Origin of the sequence: Uniformispora flossi (assembly GCF_049534875.1) — a bacterium.
Taxonomy (GTDB): domain Bacteria; phylum Actinomycetota; class Actinomycetes; order Streptomycetales; family Streptomycetaceae; genus Yinghuangia; species Yinghuangia aomiensis.
Map to the genome: position 1 here is coordinate 271,524 of NZ_JBMULZ010000007.1, position 22,487 is coordinate 294,010.

Genomic DNA, 22,487 nt, shown 5'->3' on the forward strand with positions numbered 1-22,487 from the left:
GCGCCGCGCTGGACCTAAACATGGCTATCATGGCCATAATTAAGAGGCAAGGGTGGTGCTCATGCCCGTCCTTATGGCGTGCCGTGCCGGATTGGCGCGGGATGCCGCAGTGGCAGCTCGTACCCTGGTGTCGTGACCGCATCCCGTGCCGACTCGCTCACCGCCCGCCGCAAGGCCGCCACCGAACTCGACATCGCGCGTGCCGCCGCGGGCCTGTTCGCGCGGCAAGGCGTCGAAGCGACCACGGCGGAGCAGATCGCCGCCGAGGCGGGTGTCGCCGTCCGCACCTTCTACCGCTACTTCCGCGCCAAGCAGGACGCGGTACGCCCGCTCCTCGCGTCCGGCGCCGCCGGCTGGTCCGCACTCCTCGACGCCACCGCCCCCGGCACCCCGCTCCCGGACGCCTTCGCGGACGCCGCCCGCGCCGCTCTCGTCGGCGAACGCCTCGGCGGGCCCGAAGCGCTCGCCCACCTCCGCGGCCTGCTGCGCGCCGCCCGCGAGGACAGCACGCTGCGCGCGGTCTGGTACCAGGTCATCCACGAATCGGAGGACCGCCTGCGCGACCGCATCCTCGCGTGGGGCGCCGCCGACGACCTGGAAGCCCGCCTGACCGCGGCCGCGGCCATCCACGCCCTGCGCATCGCCGTCGAGGCCTGGGCCGACCGTGAAGAACCCGTGCCGGGCGAACCGGACGTCCCCGCCGACCTCGCCGTCCGCTGCCTGGCCGAATTCGCCGACGGCATCCGCGGCTTGGACGGCACCGCGGTGGTCGGCGGCACGCTCTAGAGTGCCGACCCCGCGTCCGCGGCCATCCCCGCGAGGACGTAGTCGAGGCCGCGGGTGAACGTGCCGTCCCAGTCCTCCTGGAGCATGTAGTCGTGGGCGCTCAGCGTGGGGAATCGGTCGCTGTTCTTGCGTAGCCGTTCCTGTGCGGCGTCGCGGTCTTCGGCGGACAGCTCGTGGCTGGCCTTCGCCACGGTCGCGCCCATCACGTAGTTGTAGAGCGTCCAGGTCGCCGCGGTCAGCCGCGGCCCGGTGAAGCCGGTGCGCACCAGGGTGGCCTGGAGGAACTCCATACGGGTCAGCAGGTTCGGCCCCAGGGTGGGGCGTTGGAGCAGCGCGGCGGACCACGGGTGGCGCAGCATCGCGGCCCGCCAGTCGTGCAGCAGCGCGCTGATGTCGTCGCGCCAGCGCGCCGGGTCGGGATCGGCCGCCGGAACCGGCGTTTCCGCGAACACGGCGTCGAGCGCGAGGTCCACCACGTCGTCCTTGGTGTCGACGTGCCAATACAGCGTGGTCACCCCGGACCCGAGGCGTTCGGCGAGCCGCCGCATGGTCAGTCCGTCGATGCCTTGCTCGTCGAGGAGCGCCACCGCCTCGGCGACGATCCGGGCCTGGCTGAGCGGTGGTCCGTCCCGCGAGACCCGGGGTTCCCGGAACCAGACGCTCCTGTTCTTCGCCGGGCTCTTCTCCGCCTCACCACGGGCCTGGCGGCCCGGCTTTTCCCCTGCGATGACCGTCGCCTCCTCGCACTGACCGGGGCCGCGAGTCTAGTACGCTGTCCGCCTCTAGAACGCTGTACGGGTTCTAGAACACTGTACGAGCGACGGATGGGCAGGCCATGCAGCAACAGGAACTGCGGGACCCCGGCGGCATGACAGCCGCACACGACGCACGACAATCGAGCCGGTGGTGGGCGCTCCCGGTGATCACCCTCGCCCAGCTGATGATCGTGCTCGACGGCACGATCGTGAACATCGCCCTGCCGTCGATGCAGGCCGACTTGGGCATGTCCGACACCGACCGCCAATGGGCGGTCACCGCCTACGTCCTGGCGTTTGGCGGCCTCCTGCTGCTCGGCGGCCGGATCAGCGGGCTGTGCGGCCACCGCCGCACGTTCTGGGTCAGCCTCGTCGGCTTCGCGGCCGCATCGGCGCTCGGCGGCGCCGCGGAATCCTCCGGCACCTTGTTCGCCGCTCGCGCCGTCCAAGGGCTGTTCGCCGCCGCGATGGCCCCGGCGGCGCTGTCACTGCTCACCCTGACGTTCACCGATCCGCAGGACCGCGGCAAGGCGTTCGGCGTCTTCGGTGCGATGAGCGCCGCCGGGTCCGGCGTCGGCCTGCTCGCCGGCGGACTGCTCACCGAATACCTCAGCTGGCGCTGGTGCCTGTGGGTCAACGTGCCCATCGCCGCGCTCGCCCTGCTCGGCGTCCGCTTCCTGCCCCGCGACACACCCGCCGACCACGGTGGGCGTCCCGACATCTCCGGCGCCCTGCTCAGCGCCGTCGGCCTCGCCGCGCTCGTCTACGGCTTCACCGAAGCGGAACCCCGCGGCTGGGCCGATCCGTTGGTGCTCGCCCTGCTGATCGGCGGCGTGCTGCTGCTGGCCCTGTTCGTGCGCGTCGAATCCCGGGTCCGCAATCCACTGCTGCCGCTGCACATCGTCCTGCACCGCGCACGCGGCGGCGCGTACCTGATCAGCGCGCTGATGATGGCCTCGTTGTTCGGGTGCTTCCTGTTCCTCAGCTACTACACCCAGACGATCCTCGGATACTCGCCCGTCGAAGCGGGCCTCGCCATCATGGTGCTGGTCGCGGGCAGCCTCACCGGCTCCCTGCTCATCGCCGCGCGGCTGCTGGGCCGGGTGGACATCCGGGCGCTAACGATCCCCGGGCTTCTCGCGATGGCCGCCGGACTGGTCGTCCTGTCCCGCCTCGACGCCGACACCACGCAGGTCTTCGGGGCGTACTTGGTGCCCGCGCAACTGCTCATCGGTGCCGGTCTCGGCGTCGTGCTCACCGCGGCCACCAGCCTGGCCACCGCGGATGTGTCCTTCGCCGACATGGGGACCGCGTCGGCGACGTTCAATGCCGCGCAGCAGGTCGGCGGCGCGATCGGCACGGCGGTGTTCAACACCGTGGCGACGTCGGTTGCCGCGTCCTACCTCCGCGACCACCCGGGCGCGCTCGTTCCGACCGGAACCGTGCACGGGTTCGGTGCGGCGCTGCTGGTGTCCACGGCGGTGATGCTGGTCGCGGTCGTGGTGGGCCTGTTCACGGTCGACGCGCATCGCGAGACCGCCGGCCAGCCCGGGCCGGCCGCCGAGTAGTCCGAACCCTTCGACCGCCCGGCGCGGTGCGGGCGGTCGAAGGGGCGGTCTCAACTGCTGTGCTGCGACGCCGCCGACCGGGCCGCCGGGACGAGGGGCCGCCCGGCCTTCGGCGAGGTTTTCGCCCTCGCCTTGTCATGGGCCTCCGCGCGCCGCCACAGGCGGCGGCCTACCGCCCACCACAGCAGCGCCATGGCGGCGGCCAGGGCCGCGGCGCCGTAGGCCGCGTTGAAGAGGAACTCGCCCCACGAGGGCTGTTCGACGTTGACCTTGGTGACCCAGTACGGGCCTCCCCAGCTCAGGTCGAGCGGGGCCTTCTCGATGAACCGGGCCCAGAAGAACCACGCGAATATGCGGCAGGCGCCGTAGAGGAAGTACGCGCGGTAGAGGGCCAGCATCAGCACCTCGGACATCTTCAGCCGCCGCCGGAACCACGGCCAGACGGGGTCGTCCCCGACGACCCGGGTGAAGAAGTAGTTCCGGGTGAGGACCCGCCAGCTCACCAGCACCATGAGCAGCCAGAAGAAGTCCCAGACGCCGCCGAGGCTGGAGTAGTAGGCGGCGGCGTCTCCGTAGCGGCCTTGCTGGGCGGCGTAGGCCCACATGCCGATCGTGTAGTGCTGGGTGCTGAACGGGAAGAACAGCATGACGCCGACGCTGTCGCAGATGTCGGTGAAGACGTGCGCCCAATGACCGATCAGCAGGCCGAGGGCCCACTGGCGGCTCTTGGTGATCCACAGGACCAGCAGTGCGACGACGACGCCGTAGAACAGCGAGTGGGTGAAGCCGACGCCGGGCCAACCGCGGTGGTAGAGGTTCGGGTTCTTCGGGTGGAAGTGCCACCCGAAGGCGTCGAAGCCGTAGACCGTCCCCTTGGTGATCATGTCGGGCCAGAAGCAGCCCAGCAGGATCGCGAGGAAGGAGACCTTGGCCTTGATGTGCTTCTGGAGGACGTAGCTCTCCAGTTCGTGCGCGGCCCAGCTCACCCGGCACCCCCCGTCTTCCTGGCCTGGATGCGCCGGCCTATCCAGTGCACCGCGAGGATGATGCAGACGACCACGAACGGGCCGCGCGTCCAGGTGAGTACGTCGCGCTGCGTGAAGTAGCCGAGCAGGATCAGACCCACCGCGCCGACCACGTAGGCCACCAGGTCGACCACGCCTTCGCGGACGTCTTCGGGGCGGTATTCGGCGTCGTCCTCCGCGGGCGGATCGGCCTCGTCGGCGGGCTCGTCCGGGGGCGCGGGCTGGGACTGCTCGTCGCCGCCGTCCGCGGCTATCGGGGGTTCCGCCTCGCCCGGCGCGTCCGCCTCGTCGTCGGTCGATCTGTCGTGCCCGGTCGGCATCCAGCCCCCTCGGTACGCGGTCCGCAACGGCCGCGATCCTAGCGATTACCCGCCGCTGTCGAGTCCGTGCAGCCGGGCGCGCACGAGCAGATCGTGCAGCGCGTCGTAGGCGGAAGGCTGGTCCGGGAGCGCCGAGGCGTCCCGCGCGGATTCGAGGACCGCGTGCAGCCGCACGATGTCCGCGTGGGCGGTGTCCGTGTCCACCAGCCCAGCCGCGCCTGCGTGTTCGGCCTCGCGCTTGGCCGCGATGAGGGTGCCGAGGTACGGCGGGGCCTCCGCGGGCCACGTCCCGGCGAGTTCGCCCAGGTCGGCGACGACCGCGCCGGTGCGCATGAGGTGGATGCCGGTGAGCAGGACGCGGAAGGTGTAAAGCAGCGGCTTGAGTTCGCCGGTGCGGGTGTAGAGGCGCGTCTGCGTGCGGGCGAACCCGGCGTAGTGGTGCGCATGGTGACGGGTCGTCACGGCGGGCGCCAGATCGACGAGTTCGGCGTGGACGGCGGTGGTGTGCACGACCAGCGGCGACAGCAGTTGCTCCAGGACGTAGCCGTTGCGCCGCAGGAGCAGGCGGACGAACTTGCCGAGGTCGTGCGTCACGAGGTCGTTCTCGATGCCGTCCGCCTCCCAGATCCGCGCCCGAGTCTGCTCGCCTTCGCGCAGCCCGACCAGGTCGGCGAGCGGCAGCAGGTGAGCCCCGCGCAGGTCGATGTCGGAGTCGCCGGACGGGAACCCGTACAGATGCGCGCCCGACACGGTCGCGAACACCAGCGGGTCGGGCTGCGCCGCGACGACCGCGGACAGGTGGACGGCGTCGATCTCCAGCGGCATGCGGCTTCCCGGGGCGGGGCGGAACACGGACGCCGCGAGCCTAGGGCTCGCGGGCATCGCGGTGCCGAGGCCAAGCGGGCCAGTGGCGGAGAATAGGGTGATATCGCCCTATTGCTCAGGATCATGTGATGCCCGCCCCCACGGACGACCTCCGCCGACTGCTCCCCGTCGCCGGGCCGGTGTCCCGCCTACTGCGCCGGGCCGCCCGCCAGGGCCGTGCGGGCGCGGTTCAGGTAGTCGCGGAAAGCGTGGCGTTCGGCGCTGCTGAGGCCGCCGAGCATGCGCTCCTCCAGGGCGGCGACGTCGTCGCGGGTGTCGCTGAGGAGGGCCTGGCCGGCCGGGGTGAGGGCGATGAGCAGGCGGCGGCGGTGCGCCGGGTCGTGGCGGCGGGTGATCAGCTCGCGCTTCTCCAGCGTGGTCACCAGGTCGCGCATCGCCTGCGGGGTGACGAACGAGTTGCGGGCGAGTTCGGCGCTGGTCAGGCCGTCCCGCCGGTCGAGCACGGTGAGGGCCGTGTACTGCAGGGCGGTGATGCCGGTCGGCCGCAGCAGCTCGTCGAGGTGCGCGCGGACCGCCAGCTCGACCTGCTTGACCGCGTACAGCAGCAGGGGGGCGGCCTCGACCTGCGTGTCGTCTTCCATGGCCTGCGGCGCCATCGTCCCCACTCCTCATCGCCGGATGTGCGCCCCGAGTCTCGCATGACGAAACTTCCGTCCCGACCGGTGACCATTGCACGGAATCTTGATATAAGGAATCCTGTCATTGCCTCGACGCGGAGGACAACCCATCGATGAACACCGCAGCTGAGGGCACCCGCGCCAACTTCGGGCTGGGTACCTGGCCCGCCCGCCGCGCCCGGATCACCCCGGAGCGCACGGCCCTCGTCGAGGGCGGCCGCGCCCTCACGTACGGCGACCTCGCCGACCGCACCGCCCGCCTGGCCGGCCACCTGGCCGCGTACGGCGTGGGCCCGGGGGACCGGGTGGCCTACCTCGGCGTCAACGCGGCCGCCACGTTCGAGACGTTCTTCGCCACGTGGCTGCTCGGCGCCATCGCCGTCCCGCTCAACTTCCGGCTGTCCGGCCCCGAGATCCGCTACATGCTCGACGACTCCGGCGCCGCGGTCCTCGTGCACAGCCCGGACGCCGACGCGCTGCTCGATGCCGCCGCCCCGCTGCCGGAATCCCTGCGCCTGCGGATCCCTGTCTCCGACATCGACGCCGCCATCGCCGCCGGCCCCGTGCTCACCGTGCCCCCGCCCGTCGACCTCGACGACCCCGCGGTGCTGCTCTACACCTCCGGCACCACCGGGCGCCCCAAGGCCGCCGTCCTCAGCCACGGCAACCTGACCTGGAACACCGTCAACCAGCTCGCCCACATCGACATCCGCCCGGACGAGCGCGCGCTGTGCATCTCGCCGCTGTTCCACGCCACCGGGCTCGGCCAGATCACCCTGCCGACGTTCTTCAAGGGCGGCAGCGTCGAACCCGTCGCGAAGTTCGACGCCGGAGCGATCCTCGGCCGCATCGAGGAAGCCCGCATCACCAGCTTCTCCGCGGTCCCGACCATGCTCCAGATGATGTGCGAGCACCCGCGCTGGGCCGACGTCGACCTCGGCTCGCTGACCAGCGTCGTGTACGGCGGCTCGCCCGTGCAGGAACGCGTCGCCCGCGCCTGGCTCGACCGCGGCGTCCGCCTCCAGCAGGGCTACGGCATGACCGAGGCCTCACCCGGCGTCTACATGGCGCCCGCCGCGGGCGCCGCCGACCACCCCGTCGCCGTCGGCGTGCCGCACTTCTTCACCGACGTCGCGATGCTCCGCGACGGCCGCCCCGCCGAACCCGAGGGCATCCCCGGCGAACTCCTCGTCCGCGGCCCGCACGTGTTCTCCGGCTACTGGAACCGGCCGGAGGAATCCGCCGCGTCGTTCGTCGACGGCTGGTTCCGCACCGGCGACCTGCTCACCGTCGCCGCCGACGGCTGGGCGTCCGTCACCGACCGGGTCAAGGACATGATCATCTCCGGCGGCGAGAACGTGTACCCCGCCGAGGTGGAAGCCGTCCTCCTCCAGCTCGACGACATCGCCAACGCCGCCGTCGTCGGCGTCCCGGACCCCCGCTGGGGCGAAGTCGGCGCCGCCTACCTGCAACCGCGCGAGGACGCCGTCCTCGACGAGGCCGCGGTGCGCGCCCACCTGGCCGCGCACCTGGCCCGCTTCAAGATCCCCAAGTACGTCGTCTTCGTGACCGAACTCCCGGCCAATGCGACCGGCAAGATCCGCCGCGTCGAACTGCGCGCCCGGGCGGCGACCGAACTCGCCGACGTGGAAGGAACCCCATGACCAGCCCCGCCGTCCACTCGGCCGATGCCGCCCCCGCCCTGCCCGCCTCGCTCCGGGTGGAGCGGCACGGCCCCGTCGCCGTCGTCCGGCTGTCCCGCGCCGCCAAGCGCAACGCCCTCGACGACGCCACGGTCCTCGGCCTCGAAGGGTTCTTCGCGGCACCCCCGGCCGACGTCCGCGCCATCGTCCTGGACGCCGAAGGCGACCACTTCTGCGCCGGACTCGACCTCGCCGAACTCACCGAACGCGACACGTTCGAAGGACTCCGCCACTCCCGGATGTGGCACCGCGCCTTCGAACGCATCGAACGGGGGAGCGTGCCCGTCGTCGCCGTCCTCAAAGGCGCGGTCGTCGGCGGCGGGCTCGAACTGGCCTGCGCGGCCCACATCCGGGTCGCCGAAGCGACGACCTTCTACGCGCTCCCCGAAGGCCAGCGCGGCCTGTTCGTCGGCGGCGGCGCCTCGGTCCGCGTCCCGCGCCTCATCGGCGTGCACCGCATGACCGACATGATGCTCACCGGCCGCGTCGTCGACGCCGAGGAAGGCCAGGCCCTCGGCCTGTCCCAGTACCTGACCGAGGCCGGCACCGGACTCGACAAGGCCCTCGAACTCGCCACGCGCATCGCCGGCAACGCCGAGATCACCAACTTCGCCGTGCTCCAGGCCCTCCCGCGCATCGCGGAAGCCAACCCCGCCGAGGGATACCTCCTCGAAGCCCTCATGGCCGCCGTCGCCTCCGGCAGCGACGAAGCCAAGAGCCGCATGCGCGCGTTCCTCGACGGACGCGCCGGAAAGGTCGGCCGCCCGTGACCGCCCCCGCCACCCAGACCGGCACCGCGGAACTGCTGCGCGCCCCCGCCGCCGACGTCCTCGAAACGACCGAACTCGGCCGCTTCGTCCGCCATCAGGGCACCGCGCACGGCCGGCACTTCGCCGACTACCGGGCCTTGCACCAGTGGTCGATCACGAAGCCCGCGGAATTCTGGGACGCCGTCCGCGAGTTCTTCGACGTCCGGTTCACCGGACGCCCCCAGGGCGTCCTCGCCGACCGCGGCATGCCCGGCGCCCGGTGGTACCCCGGCGCCAAGCTCAACTACGCCGAGCACGCGCTCCGCGGCGCCGGTGCCGACGACGACGCCCCCGCGCTGATCGCCTACTCGCAGACCCGCGACCGTGTCGACCTGACCTGGGGCGAGCTTCGCGACCGGGTCGCGCGCGCCCGCGCCGGACTCCAGCGGCTCGGCGTCGGCCGCGGCGACCGCGTCGTCGCGTACCTGCCGAACATCCCCGAGACCATCGTCGCGTTCCTCGCCACCGCGAGCCTCGGAGCGGTCTGGGCAAGCTGCGCGCCGGAGTTCGGCGCCCGCAGCGTCGTCGACCGGTTCGCGCAGATCGAGCCGACCGTCCTGCTGGCCGTCCCCGGCTACGGCTACGGCGACAAGGACATCGACCGCCGCGCAACCGTCGACGAGATCCGCGCCGGCCTGCCGACGCTCCGCGCCGTCGTGTCCGTGCCCTACGGCCCGCACACCCTCGACGACACCGTCGGCTGGGACGACCTCCTCGCCACCCCGCCCGCGGACGCCGACCCGGGCATCGTGCAGGTCCCGTTCGACCACCCGCTCTACGTGCTGTTCTCCTCCGGCACCACCGGCCGCCCCAAGGCCATCGTGCACGGGCACGGCGGCATCCTGCTCGAACACCTCAAGAACCACGCGCTCAGCTGGGACCTCGGCCCCGGCGACCGCATGCTGTGGTTCACCACCACCGCGTGGATGATGTGGAACGCCCTGGTCTCCGGCCTGCTCGTGGGCGCCTGCCCGATCCTCATCGACGGCAACCCGCTGCACCCCGACCTCGACTTCCAGTGGCGCATCGCCGAGGAAACCCGTGCCACGCTCATGGGCGCCAGCCCTGGCTTCCTCATGGCCTGCCGCCGCGCCGGACTGAACCCGGGCCGCGACCACGACCTGTCGGCGCTGCGCCAGATCGGCGCGGCCGGCAGCCCGCTGCCGCCCGAGGGCTACCGCTGGGTGCACGAGCAGTTCGGCGACCGCGTCCTCCTCAACGTGGGCAGCGGCGGCACGGACGTGTGCAGCGGCATCGTGCAGGGCGGCCCCTGGCAGCCGGTGCGGGCCGGGGAGATCTCCGGGCCCGCGCTCGCCGTGGCGGCGGCCGCCTACGACGAGCACGGCACCGTCATCGTCGGCGACCTGGGCGAACTCGTCATCACCGTCCCGATGCCGTCGATGCCCGTCGGCTTCTGGGGCGACACCGACGGATCCCGCTACCGCGCCGCCTACTTCGACACCTACCCGGGCGTGTGGCGGCACGGCGACTGGGCGCGCTTCGACGCCGACGGCAGCTGCATCATCGCCGGACGTTCGGACGCCACCCTCAACCGCGGCGGCGTCCGCCTCGGCACCGCCGAGTTCTACCGTGTCGTCGAGGAGATCCCCGAGGTCGCCGACAGCATCGTCGTGCACCTTGAGGACCCGAACGGCGGCAACGGCGAACTCCTGCTGTTCGTCCTCCCCGCCGAAGGCGCCGACTTGGAGGCGGGGCTGCGGGACCGCATCGTCCGCGAACTCCGCGGCGCGCTCTCGCCCCGGCACGTGCCCGACGCCATCACCGCGGTCCCGTCGATCCCGCGCAACCGCACCGGCAAGAAGCTCGAACTGCCGGTCAAACGCATCCTGTTGGGTGCCGCGGTCGCGGACGTCGTCGGGCCCGACACGCTCGCCGACCCGGCGTCCCTCGACGTGTTCGTGGCGCTCGCGGCGGAACGGAGGCCCGCATGACCGGCATCTTGGGCGTTCGGCGTGTCGCGGTGATCGGCACCGGCGTCATCGGCGCGAGCTGGGCCGCGTACTTCCTGGCCCGCGGCCTGGACGTGGTCGCCGCCGACCCGGCGCCCGGCGCCGAAGACCGGCTGCGCGCCGACGTCGCCGCGCACTGGCCGACCCTGCTCGCCGCGGGCGTCGCCGACGGGGCGTCCCCCGACCGCCTGTCGTTCGTCGGCGACGCCGCCGAAGCCGCCGCCGCGGCCGACTTCGTCCAGGAGAACGGACCGGAGCGCGAGGACTTCAAGCGCGCCCTGTTCGCCCGCCTCGACGAGGCCGCACGCCCCGACGTCGTCCTCGCCAGCAGCTCGTCCGGCATGGGCGCCACCGCCATCGCCCGGGACTGCGCCGCCCACCCCGAACGCGTCCTCATCGGCCACCCGTTCAACCCGCCGCACGTCATCCCACTCGTCGAGGTCGTGCCCGGACAGCGCACCACCGAAGACGTCGTCGCCCGCACCCTGGCGTTCTACACGGCCATCGGCAAGAAGCCGATCCGCGTCCGCCAGGAGCTGCCCGGGCACATCGCGAACCGTCTGCAGGCCGCGCTGTGGCGGGAGGCGTACTCGCTCGTCGACCGCGGCGTCGCGACGGTCGCCGACATCGACACCGCGATCAGCTACGGCCCCGGCCTGCGCTGGGCGCTCCTCGGCCCGTTCGCCAACCAGCACCTGTCCGGCGGCCCCGGCGGCATCGCGCACATCCTCGAACACCTCGGCCCGCCTACCGAAGCCTGGTGGCGCGACCTCGGCGACCCGTCGCTCACCCCGGAACTCGCCGCCAAGCTGGTCGCGGGCGTCGACGAAGCCCTCGCCGGCACCGACAGCGCCGAACTCGCCGCGCGCCGCGACGCGCTCCTGCAGCTCCTGCTCGCCGCCAAGGCCGAGTCCGACCTGCCCTGACCCGGCGGGGACCCGCACCCGCCGCCCGGACGTGGCGGGACGGGCGGGACGCGCTGCCACGCGTCCCGCCGTCCCGCCACCACCCCCACCCTCCCGGAGACCTTCATGGACCTCAGCGCCCTCGACGCCATCGACGTGCACGTCCACGTCGAACAGGACGGCCACGGCTGCTACGCGCTCGACCAGGAACTCCTCGACGCGTCCGCCGCCTACTTCAAAGCCGACCAGGACCGCACCCCGACCCTGGAACGCATCGCCGCGCACTACCGCGCCCGCCGCACCGCCGCCGTCGTCTTCACCGTCGACGCCGCCGCCGCGACCGGCCACCCGGCGCTGTCCAGCGAGGAGATCGCCGACGCGGCCGCCGAACACGCCGACATCCTCATCCCGTTCGGCTCCGTCGACCCGCACGCGGGCAAGGCCGCCGTCGCGCGAGCCCGGCGACTCGTCGAGCAGCACGGCGTCCGCGGCTTCAAGTTCCACCCCAGCCTGCAAGGCTTCGACCCGAACGACACGGCGTTCTACCCGCTGTACGAGGCCATCACCGAAGCCGGCGTCCCCGCGCTCTTCCACACCGGCCAGACCGGCATCGGCGCGGGCCTGCCGGGCGGCCGCGGCATCAAGCTCCGCCATTCCAACCCGATGCTGATCGACGACGTCGCCGCGGACTTCCCGGATCTGACGGTCATCCTCGCCCACCCCTCGGTCCCGTGGCAGGACGAGGCGATCTCCATCGCCACCCACAAGGCCAACGTCTACATCGACCTGTCCGGCTGGTCGCCCAAGTACTTCCCGCCGCAGCTCGTCCGCGCCGCCAACGGCCTGCTGCGCCGCAAGGTGCTGTTCGGCTCCGACTACCCGGTCATCACCCCGGAGCGGTGGATGGCCGACTTCGCGCACCTCGACATCAAGGACGAGGTACGGCCGCTGATCCTCAAGGAGAACGCGGTCCGGGCGCTCGGGCTCGATGAGAAGGCTTCCGGCCGTGGCTAAGGGCACGACCCCTGCCGCGCGTCCGCTGTTCAATCGCGACCACGAGGAATTTCGTTCGGTGGTCCGCGAGTTCGTGGCACGCGAGGTCACGCCCCGACTGCCGGAATGGGAGGAGGCCGGGGCGGTCGACCGGGACCTGTTCCGGCGGGCCGGGGAACTGGGGCTGCTCGGTTTCGACGTCGAGGAACGGCACGGCGGGGGAGGCGTCCGGGACTTCCGCTACAACCTCGTGGTCATCGAGGAGCTGTGCCGGGCGGGCGCAACGGCGGTGTCGATGAACCTGAGCGGCTTCAACGACCTGGTGGCGCCCTACTTCACGTCGTTGGGTGCCGAGGAGCAGCAAGCGCGGTGGCTGCCCGACCTGTGCGCGGGGCGCACGGTGTCGGCGATCGCGATGACCGAGCCGGGGACGGGGAGCGACCTCAAGGCGATCCGGACGACCGCGGTACGGGACGGCGATCACTACGTCGTCAACGGCGCCAAGACGTTCATCAGCAACGGCATGCTGGCGGATGTCGTGATCACCGTGGTCACCACCGACCCGGCGGCGGGCTCCCGCGGGCTGACCCTGCTGGTGCTCGAACGCGGCATGCCGGGCTTCGAACGCGGCCGCAAGCTCGACAAGTTGGGACTGCGGGCGCAGGACACGGCCGAGTTGTTCTTCGACGGGGTCCATGTTCCGGTGGCGAACCGGCTGGGGGAAGAAGGCAAGGCCTTCGGCTACTTGATGGGTAATCTCCCCCAAGAGCGCCTGAGCGTCGCCGCGGCTTCGGCGGCGGCGATGGAGCGCACGCTTGAGGAGACCATCGCCTACACGCGCGAACGGACGGCCTTCGGGCAGCCGGTCGCGGACTTCCAGGCGACCCGCTTCACGCTCGCCGAACTCGCCACGGAGGTCCGGATCGCCCGGGTGTTCCTCGACGACTGCGCGCGGCGGCTGGTGGCGGGCGACCTGTCCGACACGGACGCGGCCATGGCGAAGTGGTGGATCACGGAGTTGCAGCAGCGGGTGGTGCAGCGGTGCCTGCAACTGCACGGCGGCTACGGCTACATGACCGAGTACGCGGTGGCACGGGACTTCCTGGACGCGCGGGGGAGCACGCTGTACGCGGGGACGACCGAGATCATGAAGGAGATCATCGGGAGGTCGGTGGCCGGCTGACCGCCGCTGCTTCCTCCTGGCGGTGGTGGTTGTGTGGAGATTCCGAAGTTGTGCGTTCCCACCTCCGGTTCTGTGCCTAGCATCGCGCGTAGTTGGTTGGGTACGGAGCGTGCCGTCCCGGCGAGGTCGTGCAGGAGGAGAGCATGACGGAGACGAGTTCCCAGCCGCCGATGGCGTGGCGGTACTGCGGGAATCAGGTGAAGTTGTGGCGTATGCGGGCGGGCGTCAGCCGGGAGGAGCTGGCGAAGGAGGCGGGGTACGGCGCCGAGACGATCAAGTCGATGGAGCAGGGCCGCCGCAGGGCGACGCTGCACGTGCTGACGGTCGCCGACGAGATGTGCAGTGCTAACGGGCTGCTGGTCGCGGCGCAGGACTACTTGAAGCCGGAGCGGTTTCCGGCGCGGACGCATGAGTTCATGGATGCGGAGGCGGCGGCGATCAGCATCAACTCGTACGAGTCGACGCTGATCCCGGGATTGCTGCAGACCGAGGCGTACATGCGTGCCCAGATCGGCGGCACGGTACCGCCGCTGGACGACGAGACGATCGAAGAGCGGGTGACCGCGCGCCTCCATCGCCAGGAAAAGCTGACGCGTAAGCCCTACACACAATTCGGCTTCGTGGTCTGTGAATTCGCGCTGCGCGGCATGGTCGGTGGACATGAGGTGATGAAAGACCAGTTGCGACACCTGCTCGACGTCGGTCGGCTGCGCAACGTCGAGATCCAGGTGCTTCGGGCCGACGGGGGTACGACGCTCGGCCTCAACGGCCCGATGGTGCTGCTGGAGAACAGTGAGCACGAGCGCTTCGCGTATGTGGAAGGGCCGAAGACCAGCGCTCTCTACTCCGATCCGGAGACGATCTACGAGCTGGACATGTGCCATGGCATGATCCAGGCGCAGGCCCTCAACGCCGAGGACTCTGCGCGGTTCATCGCCGAGGTGGAGGAGCATCTGTGAACGAGGAACTCGCATGGCGCAAGTCCAGTTACAGCGATAGCGATGGGGGTAACTGCGTCGAGGCCGCGGGTCTTCCGGGCGTTGTGCTCCTTCGGGACTCCAAGATCGTGGCCGGCCCTCGGATGGCGGTGGGTGCGGCGGCGTGGGACGGGTTCGTCTCGGTAACGGCGCGTCACTCGGCGGGATGAACTTCGCGTAGCCGACGTGTAGTTGCGGGAGGAGACCCGCAACTACACGCTTAGGAGGAGCAGCAGATGTGAACGTCGAACTCGCGTGGCGTACCCCGCGGGATGAGTGAGCGCCGCCCCCGGGACTTGGCGCGGCACTATGCGGCAGGCCCCAGCGCTGCGAACAACGTGTCGATGCGCAACCTCAGCTTGGCGTCGGTTGCCCCGGCAACGACGACCTCGATGAGGTCGCCCTCACAGGTGGCTTTTGCGACGTGAACGCGGAGCAACTCGGTCATGCCCTCCACCGAGTGTGTCTGCCACGTATCGAGGTCGTCCTCGTCGGTACTCGGTATCTGCGCAGCGACGTCGTCCCAGTCCGTCGGCGCGGCGTCGGCGTGCGTGAACTGCTCCAGCAGGCGCATGAACGGCCCGAGGTTCCGAAGCGGGATACGGCTGCCGAGGTCGTAGCCCAGAGGCGGCCTTCCGCCGTCGGGGAGGCTCGGCCGGAGAGCCCCGCTCACCGGCTGCTTGTCATCGAAAAACGCGCGGAGACGTACGGACAAGTCGAGCTGGCGGCAAGCGGTCTCGGGGTCGTACGCCGCGGTGGGAAGCTGCGGTATACGCCTGCTGCCCGTGTCGTCAAGGCGATACGGCTCCTCAAACGCATGGGCCCACAGGCTGATGGCAGGTGCGAACCGGTCGCGTGCGTCGGCCGCGTCCATGTCGAGGTACTGGGCGATGTCCTCCCATGAACTGCCACGCTCACGCTCGAAGATCACCGCGTTGGTCAGCAGGTGGTCAGCGAAGTCGCACACGGCAGCAGCTTCACTGACCCGTCCACCCAGGCCCGTCTGATCATCGAACCGGGTGATGGCAAGGTTCGCCGCCGCGTCGGCGAGGCCGACGCTGCTGTGACTGAGGACCAGGCGTGCCAGCGCCGCTCGCGTGAAGGCGCTCCGCTCGGCGTCGTAGGGCGTGGACTGCGTCAAAACCTGGTGCTCCCGTGAACGGTCTCGCGGCCCCGGCTGTCGGTCCCGCCGGGACACTGTGGCGCGCCGGGTCCATGAACTCCATCGGTTTTCGCGTGCCAACCCCAACACAGGAAGGTGAAGCCGGCGCTGAGAGAGCTTCGTCCCACCGGAACCCGTCCTTGACCTCTCGCGGCATCTCCGCGGTCACGACGCGTACACGACAGCACCGGCGTTCACGGATGTGTGCACCGATCGTGGGCGGCGGCAAGTGCCTCCAGTGGGACCGGCTTGACCGGAGGCCGGGCGGTGAACGGCCCGATGGCGGCGTGGGGCAGGGCCTTTTCGCGGTGGAGCAGGTCGGCGAGTGCGGGGCCGCACATTCTGCCCTGGCAGGGACCCATGCCGACGCGCGTGATCAGCTTGACCGCGTCGGCCGTGGCCAGCGACGGGTTGTCGGCGAGTGTGGCGCGAACCTCGCCGACGGTGACCTCTTCGCAGCGGCAGAGCAGGGTGTCGTCGTCGGCGAGCGCGCCGAGTGCGGCGCGGATCGGCGCGCACGTCCGGTCGAGCAGCGCCGCCATGCGTCCGGTGGCGGCCAATTCGCGCCGTACGTGCTTGAGTTCGTGGTCGGTGGCCGGCTTGTCGACGTCACCGAGGGCTTGGCATATGTCGAGCGCGGCGCGGCGGCCTTCGGCGACCGCACGTTCGGCGCCCGCGACGCCGGTGAGTTCGCCCGCGGCCCAGATCCGCGGACGGGTGGTGCGCATGGCCTCGTCGTGCACCAGGATCCAGCCGCCCGACACGTCGTCCCATCGCGCCTCGCATCCGGCCTGGCGGGCGAGTTCCGTGGCGGGGACGAACCCGAACCCGATGCCGACGGTGTCGCAGTCGACGACCCGTGCGGTGCCGGGCAGCGGCCGCCACTGGTCGTCCACTTTGCTGAGAACGGCTCCGGTGACCCGGTCGTCGCCCTCGGCGCGGACCAGCAGGGTGCGCGTGCGGACGGGGACACCCGCCCGGCGCAGGGTGCGCAGCGCGGTTGCCCCCTCGGTGATCTTGGCGCGGTTGCCCGGCAGCGCGGCCAGGGCCGGACCGGCGGTGCCGACGCCGGGCAGTCCCTGGGCGAAGGCGACTTCGGCGATGTCGGCGCCGGCGTGCAGCAGCTGTGCGGCGGCGACGAGCAGGAGCGGATGCGCGCCGGCCAGCACGATGCGTCGGCCGGCGAGCGTCTGCTGGCCCTTGAGCAGGGCCTGGATTCCGCCGACGGTGAGGAAGCCCGGGAGGGTCCAGCCGGGCATCGGCACCGGAAGGTCGAAGGCGCCGCCCGTGAGGAGGAGGGCGCGCGGACGAAGGACGTCGACGCCGCGGGGCCCGTGCACGGCGAGGCGCAGGCCCGGTTCGACGGGGGTGCCTTCGGGTGCGGCCCACCCGTCGGGCTCCGTCCGCGTGCCGAACACGCCCCAGGCGACCGTGTCGTGGCGGATGCGCAGGCCGGGGGTGTCCGCGGCCTCGGCGAGCAGCGCGCGTCCGGCGGCGTAGGCGGGCGCATCGAGGGGGTCGGCGGCGCCGAGGGCGGGGTCGGGTCGCCGCCAGATCTGCCCGCCGGGGCGGGGCTGTTCGTCGATGATCTCGACATCGACGCCGTGTCGCGCGGCCGTGACGGCGGCGGCGAGCCCGGCGGGGCCCGCGCCGACCACGACGAGGTCGGCGGGCCGGTGGGTGCTCATGTCCGCTCCTCACGGCCGGCGGCGGTCGATGCGGCGGTCGACGCGGCGTGCGGGCCGCGTCCGGTCTGCACGGTCATGCCCGCCCGCACCGGTTCATGGCAGGCGCGGACCAGCGGGACTCCGTCGACGGTCAGCGCGCATTCGAAGCACACCCCCATCGCGCAGAACGGTGCGCGCGGCCGTCCGGCGCGGTCGTGCCGGGTCACCGGGAGGTCCGCACCGATCAGCGCGGCGGCGAGCGACCGGCCGGGGAGGAGGTCGCGGCGCTCGCCGTCGACGGTCACCGCGACCGGACGGTGGTGGACGTGGGGCGGATGCTCAGACAAAGTTCAGGAACCCAAACCGTGCGGGCGAATAGTCGCCGATGGGCAGTTCGGTGCGGCCGGTGAGCACCTGCTGGGCGAGGAGCCTGCTGTAGGTCGGGCCGAGCGTGAACGCGGAGCCGCCGGTGGCCACATACAGGTCGGGCCGCCGGGGCACGGCGCCGAGGAGGGGGAGCTGATCGGGGGTCAGCGACGTCGCACCGGACCAGATGCGCAGCACCGGGAGCTGCTGCACCGCGGGCACCACCCGGGCGGCGTCGGCGCTGCCGAAGACGGAGTCGAGCCGCAGTTCGGGGCGTTCGTCGAGGTCGAGGTCGCCGCCGTGGTGCACGAACTTGGCGGGCCACCCGCCGCCGACCAGGACGTTGCCCTCCTCCGTCTGCTTGAGCGACAGCCTGCGGCCGACGTGCTGGACGAGGTGGGGTACCAGCGGAGCGGTCGCCGCGGTCACCGTCATGGACAGGGCGACCGGGACCACCGGGAGCCGCACGTCGGCCATCGCGGCGACCTGCGCCGTCCAGATTCCGGCGGCGATGACCACGGCCCGGGCCCGCATCGGTCGTTCGCGTCCGTCCTGGGTGACGGTGGCGATCCACTCGCGTCCGTCGTGGCGCAGCGCGCGGAGCCTGGTGCCGGCCGCGATGTGCGCGCCGTTGCGGGCGGCCGCGCGCGCGTACGCGTGGGTGACCAGGCGCGGGTTGGCTTTGCCCTCGCCGGGGCACCAGGCCGCGCCGAGGACGTGGTCGGACAGATAGGGCGCGAGCGCGTGGGTCTCGTCGGTCTCCAGGACGCGCACGTCCAGTCCGTGCGCCCGTTCCAATGCGGTCTTCTGGGCGAGGAGTTCGAGCTGCTCCGGGGTTTCGGCGAGCATCAGTCCGCCGCGGCGGCGGATGCCGCACGGCTCGCCGATGTCGTCCTCCAGGGAGGCCCACGCCCGCATCGCGTCGAGGTGCAGCGGCAGTGCCTCGGCGGCGCGTGCGGCGACCTCGGGGCCGTGCTGGATCATCCGGTATTCGAGTTGGAAGTGCAGGCTGCCCGCGTTCTGCCCGGACGCGTGCCGGTTGAGCTGGTCCTTCTCGACGAGCGCGACCGTCGCGCCGGCCCGGGTGAGATGGTGCGCGAGGGCGCAGCCGAGCAGTCCCCCGCCGATCACCAGGACGTCGTGGCGCTCCATCAGGAGACGAGTCCGAGTTCGGCCATCGTGTGGTGGACGAGGTCGCGTTCGGCGCCGGTGAGCGGGAGAAGAGGGCGGCGCGGGTGCCCCGCGGGGACGCCGCGCAGGCCGAGGGCGTGCTTGAGGATGGCGGGAGCGCTGCCGAAGCGCGGGCCGTAGTCCTTGGTGAACCAGGCGGACATGAGCACCCGGTCGCGGGCTCCGACGGCGAGCGCGGCGGCCTCGTCGCCGGCTGCCAGGTGCCGGAAGAACGCGGGGTGGTCGTTCCCGAGGACGGCGCCCGCGCCCATCAGTCCGTCGCCGCCGATGCCGCGCATCAGCGCGGCTCCGACCGCGTCGGTGGTGATCCCGAAGTAGCGGACGCGGTCGTGGAGGGCGACCAGGCCGCGCACGAAGCCGCCGAAATCGCCGGTGGAGTTCTTGACCGCGACCACGTTGGGGAGGTCGGCGAGGAGGCCGAGGGTTTCGGTGTCCAAGTCGATCCCGCAGCCGCGGGGCCAGTTGTAGACGCACGTCGGGATGTCCACCGCGGCGCCGACCTCGCGGTAGTACTCGACGGTCTCGCGCGGGTTGGGCACCACGTACGGGGGAGGCGTGAGCAGGATTCCGTCGAGTCCCGCCTCCCGGGCGGCGCGCGCGTGGCCGACGGCCTCGGCCGCGGTGTAGGCGTTGCAGCCGCCGATGAGGGTGTACCGGCCGCGGACCTGCCGTGCCGCGCGGGCGAAGAGCGTGGCGCGCTCGGCGGCGGAGAGGGTGTACCACTCGCCCGTGGTTCCGGCGATGACGACGCCGTCCAGGCCCTCGGCGGCGAACCACTCCAGCTGCGCGTCCCAGGCGGCCAGGTCGAGGTCGCCGTCGGCGGTGAAGGGTGTCGTGACGGCCGGGATGTAGCCGTGCCAGTCGACGGTGTGGCGGTCCATGCCCTCGGTCCTTTCGAGGCACAAGCGCGGGGATCCGGGCCGCCCGCCGCGCCGGTCAGGGCATCGGCGGGGTGACCGCGACCAGCAGCCGGGCCGGCTCGTCGGAGCTGTTGACGAAGCGGTGCGGCAAGCGGGAGTCGAAGGTGATCGCGTCGCCCTCGCCCAGCCGGTAGACCCGCCCGTCCACTTCGACGTCGAGACACCCGGCGAGCACCGTCGCGCATTCCGTGGACGGATGACTGTAGGGCTCGTCGGAGGACGCCTGGCCGGGTTCGATGTCCGCCTCCAGCACTTCGAGATCGCCTGTTCCGGGGGTGAGCCTGGAGTAGGTGATGTGCTGGCGGGCGGCACCGAGCCGCATGCGGTTCTCGCGGGTGGTCACCGCGACGCGTGGTACGTCGGGGTCGTCGAACAGCGTGGCGATCGAGGTGTCGAAAACACGGGCGAGTTTCCGGAGCGTGGACAGGCTCGGTTCGGTGCTGCCGTTCTCCAACTGACTCAGCATCCCGGCGGAAATGCCTGCCTCCGCCGCCAACTGACGAAGGCTCAGATCGTGTGCCTGACGCAGCTCGCGCAGTCGGTCGCCCAACATGGTCGTTCCCCGTTCGTTCCGCTGTCCGCCACCCCGACGCGCGGATCCTAGCTTGTGCGTGATGGTGTGTTCAGTGGGATTGAACGTCTGGCGCCGAACATAAGCACGCCCGGCGCCTTTCGTCAAGGCCGCTGCCGGCTCGGCTGTTCGCTGACCTGATTCCCGCATCCGCTGGTCGGTTCCCCGGATGGCCGAAATGCTCCGCGCCGTCCGCCCGGTATGTCGAGAACCGCTGCTCTATCCGGTGATCCAACCGTTACGAATGCGAAGAATCATCGCTCTTCGTGGGCTGGTGATCACGGATTCCGGACATCCGATCCCACATCACGAGACCGAAAAAATGACCATTGACCGCCGGGTCTGTCGCCGCCTACCTTCAGGGCCACTGTTCAGTCACATCAAACACCCGGTCTCGTCCGCTCTGTGACCGGGCGCCCGAGGAAGGTGCGCCATGCAGGCCAATCACCCCAACGGGGCCAGTCGCGGCGGGATCGGCCGCCGGGCCCTCGCTCCGCTCGCGGTGACCGTGGTCGCCGCTGTGACACTGTCCGCCTGCGGCGGCGCGAAGAAGTCCTCCGACGGCGCGGGCGGCAGCGGCGGCGGCAACGACACCCTGGTCGTCGACACGTCGTTCAGCCTCAAGACCGCCGACCCGAGCCGGACGTTCGAGCCCACCGGCATCTTCGTCACGCGGGCCGCCTACGACACGCTGCTCACCTTCGCGAACGGCGACGTCACCAAGCCGGTGCCGCAGCTCGCCGCGTCATACGAGGTGTCGCCGGACGGCAAGACGTTCACGTTCCCGCTGCGTCCGGAGGCCAAGTTCAACGACGGCACCCCGGTCACCGCCAAGGACGTGGTGTTCTCCTTCAACCGGGTCAAGAACCTCAAGGGCAACCCGTCGTTCCTCCTCGACGGCGTGACCGTGTCCGCGAAGGACGAGCACACGGTGGTCCTCACCACCGAGAAGCCCGACGCCTCGCTGCCGTTCCGCATCCCCACCCCGGCGCTCGGCATCGTCAACTCGACGGCGGTCACCGCCCACGGCGGCTCCGACGCGGCCGGCGCGGACCAGAGCGACAAGGCGGAGCAGTACCTCAACACGGACTCGCAAGGCTCCGGCCCGTACAAGATCACCAAGTACGACGTGTCCACCGAGGTGGTGCTCACCCGCAACGACAACTACTGGGGCGCCAAGCCCAAGTACGGCAAGGTCGTGATCCGCAACGTGCCGGCGAGCACGCAGCAGCTGAACATCCTGTCCGGCGAAAGCCGGCTGTCCCTGGACATGTCGGCGGACCAGGCGGCCAAGGTGAAGGGCCAGGCCCAGGTCCTCCAGAAGCCCACCCCGACCACCGCCTTCCTGTTCAGCAACGACAACCCGGCGGTCTCGAAGATCACCTCGAACAAGGACTTCCAGGAAGCCGTGCGCTACGGCGTCGACTACCCGTCCCTCCTCGACGTCGCCGGCGAGGGCTCGGCCCAGGCGGCCGGCATCGTGCCGGGCTTCTTCACCGGCGCGCTCGACCCGTCCGCGGCGATCAAGCGCGACATCCCCCGCGCCAAGGCGGCCCTGGCCCGCGCCGGACTGAACAACCCGACCGTGGACCTGTACTACGCGTCCGACGTCACCATCAACGGCATCAACTTCGGTGACCTCGCCGCCCGCATCCAGGCGAACCTCAAGGACGTCGGCATCACCGTCGCGCTCAAGCCCGCGCCGACCCAGACCGCCCTGGACTCGTACCGCAACGGCACCGAGGCACTCGGCCTGTGGTGGTGGCAGGCGGACTACCCGGACGCGTCGGACTACCTGGCCTTCGCCCCCGGCGAGCTGGTCGGGAAGCGCGCCGGCTGGAACGAGGGCGCCAACCCGGCGGTGACCGCGCTCGCCGAGCAGGCCCGCACGGCGACCGACGAGGCCGCGCGCGTCGACGCCTTCCGCAAGCTCCAGGAAGCCATGCAGCAGACGAGCCCGTTCGTCCCGCTGCTCCAGACCGCCCAGGTCATCGCCGCGAACAACTCGGTGAAGAACGTGTACTACAACCCCATCTGGTACGTCGATGTCGACAAGCTCGGCTGACACCGGGGTCGACCGGGACACCTCCCGGCCGGGGAACCGCGTCGGCCAA

The 22,487-nt window shown here is 71.3% G+C and carries 22 protein-coding genes; 11 read left to right on the plus strand and 11 right to left on the minus strand.

From position 1 onward, the window contains the following. Positions 1-132 precede the first annotated feature (132 nt). Positions 133-786 carry a TetR/AcrR family transcriptional regulator gene (locus ACPA54_RS18405; RefSeq protein ID WP_423531080.1) on the plus strand — a complete coding sequence of 218 codons (654 nt, stop codon included), beginning with the start codon at positions 133-135 and terminating at the stop codon, positions 784-786. Here ACPA54_RS18405 and ACPA54_RS18410 read toward each other — a convergent pair. Further along, positions 783-1,514 carry a TetR/AcrR family transcriptional regulator C-terminal domain-containing protein gene (locus ACPA54_RS18410; protein WP_423531298.1) on the minus strand — a complete coding sequence of 244 codons (732 nt, stop codon included), beginning with the start codon at positions 1,512-1,514 and terminating at the stop codon, positions 783-785. The two genes, ACPA54_RS18405 and ACPA54_RS18410, sit on opposite strands and share 4 nt — an antisense overlap. Positions 1,515-1,621: 107 nt before the next feature. On the opposite strand from ACPA54_RS18410, the gene ACPA54_RS18415 reads away from it, so the two are divergent. Beyond that, positions 1,622-3,109 carry an MFS transporter gene (locus ACPA54_RS18415; protein WP_423531082.1) on the plus strand — a complete coding sequence of 496 codons (1,488 nt, stop codon included), beginning with the start codon at positions 1,622-1,624 and terminating at the stop codon, positions 3,107-3,109. A 50-nt stretch (positions 3,110-3,159) separates the two neighbouring features. Here the strand turns inward: ACPA54_RS18415 and ACPA54_RS18420 are convergent, their stop codons facing one another. The 4 genes from ACPA54_RS18420 to ACPA54_RS18435 form a co-directional block, all read right to left on the minus strand. Further along, positions 3,160-4,095: a metal-dependent hydrolase gene (locus ACPA54_RS18420; protein ID WP_423531084.1), complete on the minus strand. Its 936-nt coding sequence runs from the start codon at positions 4,093-4,095 to the stop codon at positions 3,160-3,162. Beyond that, entirely contained in the window at positions 4,092-4,454 is a 363-nt protein-coding gene (locus tag ACPA54_RS18425; RefSeq protein ID WP_423531086.1) for a hypothetical protein, read from the minus strand. The genes ACPA54_RS18420 and ACPA54_RS18425 overlap by 4 nt, the downstream gene beginning before the upstream one ends. A 45-nt stretch (positions 4,455-4,499) precedes the next feature. Then, positions 4,500-5,279: a nucleotidyltransferase domain-containing protein gene (locus ACPA54_RS18430; RefSeq protein WP_423531088.1), complete on the minus strand. Its 780-nt coding sequence runs from the start codon at positions 5,277-5,279 to the stop codon at positions 4,500-4,502. A 188-nt stretch (positions 5,280-5,467) separates the two neighbouring features. Then, the gene (locus tag ACPA54_RS18435; RefSeq protein ID WP_423531090.1) at positions 5,468-5,935 is read right to left on the minus strand and encodes a MarR family winged helix-turn-helix transcriptional regulator; all 468 of its coding nucleotides are present in this window, start codon (positions 5,933-5,935) and stop codon (positions 5,468-5,470) included. Between the two features lie 134 nt (positions 5,936-6,069). Here ACPA54_RS18435 and ACPA54_RS18440 point away from each other — a divergent pair, with 134 nt between their 5' ends. The 8 genes from ACPA54_RS18440 (at position 6,070) to ACPA54_RS18475 (ending at position 14,666) form a co-directional block, all read left to right on the plus strand. Beyond that, a complete protein-coding gene (locus ACPA54_RS18440; protein WP_423531092.1) occupies positions 6,070-7,620 on the plus strand; it encodes an acyl-CoA synthetase in 1,551 nt (516 codons plus the stop codon). Continuing rightward, positions 7,617-8,429, plus strand: coding sequence for a crotonase/enoyl-CoA hydratase family protein (locus tag ACPA54_RS18445; protein WP_423531094.1), 813 nt, complete (start codon positions 7,617-7,619; stop codon positions 8,427-8,429). The genes ACPA54_RS18440 and ACPA54_RS18445 overlap by 4 nt, the downstream gene beginning before the upstream one ends. Next, positions 8,426-10,420: an acetoacetate--CoA ligase gene (locus ACPA54_RS18450; RefSeq protein WP_423531096.1), complete on the plus strand. Its 1,995-nt coding sequence runs from the start codon at positions 8,426-8,428 to the stop codon at positions 10,418-10,420. Before ACPA54_RS18445 ends, ACPA54_RS18450 begins: the two co-directional genes overlap by 4 nt. After that, on the plus strand, positions 10,417-11,364 hold the full coding sequence (locus ACPA54_RS18455; protein ID WP_423531098.1) for a 3-hydroxyacyl-CoA dehydrogenase NAD-binding domain-containing protein: 948 nt from the start codon (positions 10,417-10,419) through the stop codon (positions 11,362-11,364). Before ACPA54_RS18450 ends, ACPA54_RS18455 begins: the two co-directional genes overlap by 4 nt. Positions 11,365-11,469: 105 nt before the next feature. Then, positions 11,470-12,357, plus strand: a complete 888-nt coding sequence (gene couO, locus ACPA54_RS18460) for a 4-hydroxyphenyl-beta-ketoacyl-CoA hydrolase (protein WP_423531100.1) — start codon at positions 11,470-11,472, stop codon at positions 12,355-12,357. Next, entirely contained in the window at positions 12,350-13,519 is a 1,170-nt protein-coding gene (locus tag ACPA54_RS18465) for an acyl-CoA dehydrogenase family protein (protein ID WP_423531102.1), read from the plus strand. Before couO ends, ACPA54_RS18465 begins: the two co-directional genes overlap by 8 nt. Positions 13,520-13,662: 143 nt before the next feature. Then, positions 13,663-14,478 (plus strand): helix-turn-helix domain-containing protein, encoded by an 816-nt coding sequence (locus tag ACPA54_RS18470; protein WP_423531104.1) that lies wholly within the window; start codon positions 13,663-13,665, stop codon positions 14,476-14,478. Further along, positions 14,475-14,666 (plus strand): DUF397 domain-containing protein, encoded by a 192-nt coding sequence (locus tag ACPA54_RS18475; RefSeq protein WP_423531106.1) that lies wholly within the window; start codon positions 14,475-14,477, stop codon positions 14,664-14,666. Before ACPA54_RS18470 ends, ACPA54_RS18475 begins: the two co-directional genes overlap by 4 nt. A 137-nt stretch (positions 14,667-14,803) precedes the next feature. Here ACPA54_RS18475 and ACPA54_RS18480 read toward each other — a convergent pair whose 3' ends face one another. The 6 genes from ACPA54_RS18480 to ACPA54_RS18505 form a co-directional block, all read right to left on the minus strand. Then, positions 14,804-15,637, minus strand: coding sequence for a hypothetical protein (locus ACPA54_RS18480; RefSeq protein ID WP_423531108.1), 834 nt, complete (start codon positions 15,635-15,637; stop codon positions 14,804-14,806). Positions 15,638-15,852: 215 nt separating this feature from the next. Beyond that, the gene (locus ACPA54_RS18485) at positions 15,853-17,346 is read right to left on the minus strand and encodes an FAD/NAD(P)-dependent oxidoreductase (protein WP_423531110.1); all 1,494 of its coding nucleotides are present in this window, start codon (positions 17,344-17,346) and stop codon (positions 15,853-15,855) included. After that, positions 17,343-17,630, minus strand: coding sequence for a (2Fe-2S)-binding protein (locus ACPA54_RS18490; protein ID WP_423531112.1), 288 nt, complete (start codon positions 17,628-17,630; stop codon positions 17,343-17,345). The genes ACPA54_RS18485 and ACPA54_RS18490 overlap by 4 nt, the downstream gene beginning before the upstream one ends. 34 nt (positions 17,631-17,664) lie before the next feature. Further along, positions 17,665-18,843 carry an NAD(P)/FAD-dependent oxidoreductase gene (locus tag ACPA54_RS18495; protein WP_423531114.1) on the minus strand — a complete coding sequence of 393 codons (1,179 nt, stop codon included), beginning with the start codon at positions 18,841-18,843 and terminating at the stop codon, positions 17,665-17,667. After that, a complete protein-coding gene (locus ACPA54_RS18500) occupies positions 18,843-19,763 on the minus strand; it encodes a dihydrodipicolinate synthase family protein (RefSeq protein ID WP_423531116.1) in 921 nt (306 codons plus the stop codon). The genes ACPA54_RS18495 and ACPA54_RS18500 overlap by 1 nt, the downstream gene beginning before the upstream one ends. 55 nt (positions 19,764-19,818) lie before the next feature. Then, positions 19,819-20,355: a helix-turn-helix domain-containing protein gene (locus tag ACPA54_RS18505; RefSeq protein ID WP_423531118.1), complete on the minus strand. Its 537-nt coding sequence runs from the start codon at positions 20,353-20,355 to the stop codon at positions 19,819-19,821. Between the two features lie 451 nt (positions 20,356-20,806). On the opposite strand from ACPA54_RS18505, the gene ACPA54_RS18510 reads away from it, so the two are divergent. Next, positions 20,807-22,438, plus strand: coding sequence for an ABC transporter substrate-binding protein (locus ACPA54_RS18510; protein WP_423531120.1), 1,632 nt, complete (start codon positions 20,807-20,809; stop codon positions 22,436-22,438). Positions 22,439-22,487: the final 49 nt, after the last annotated feature.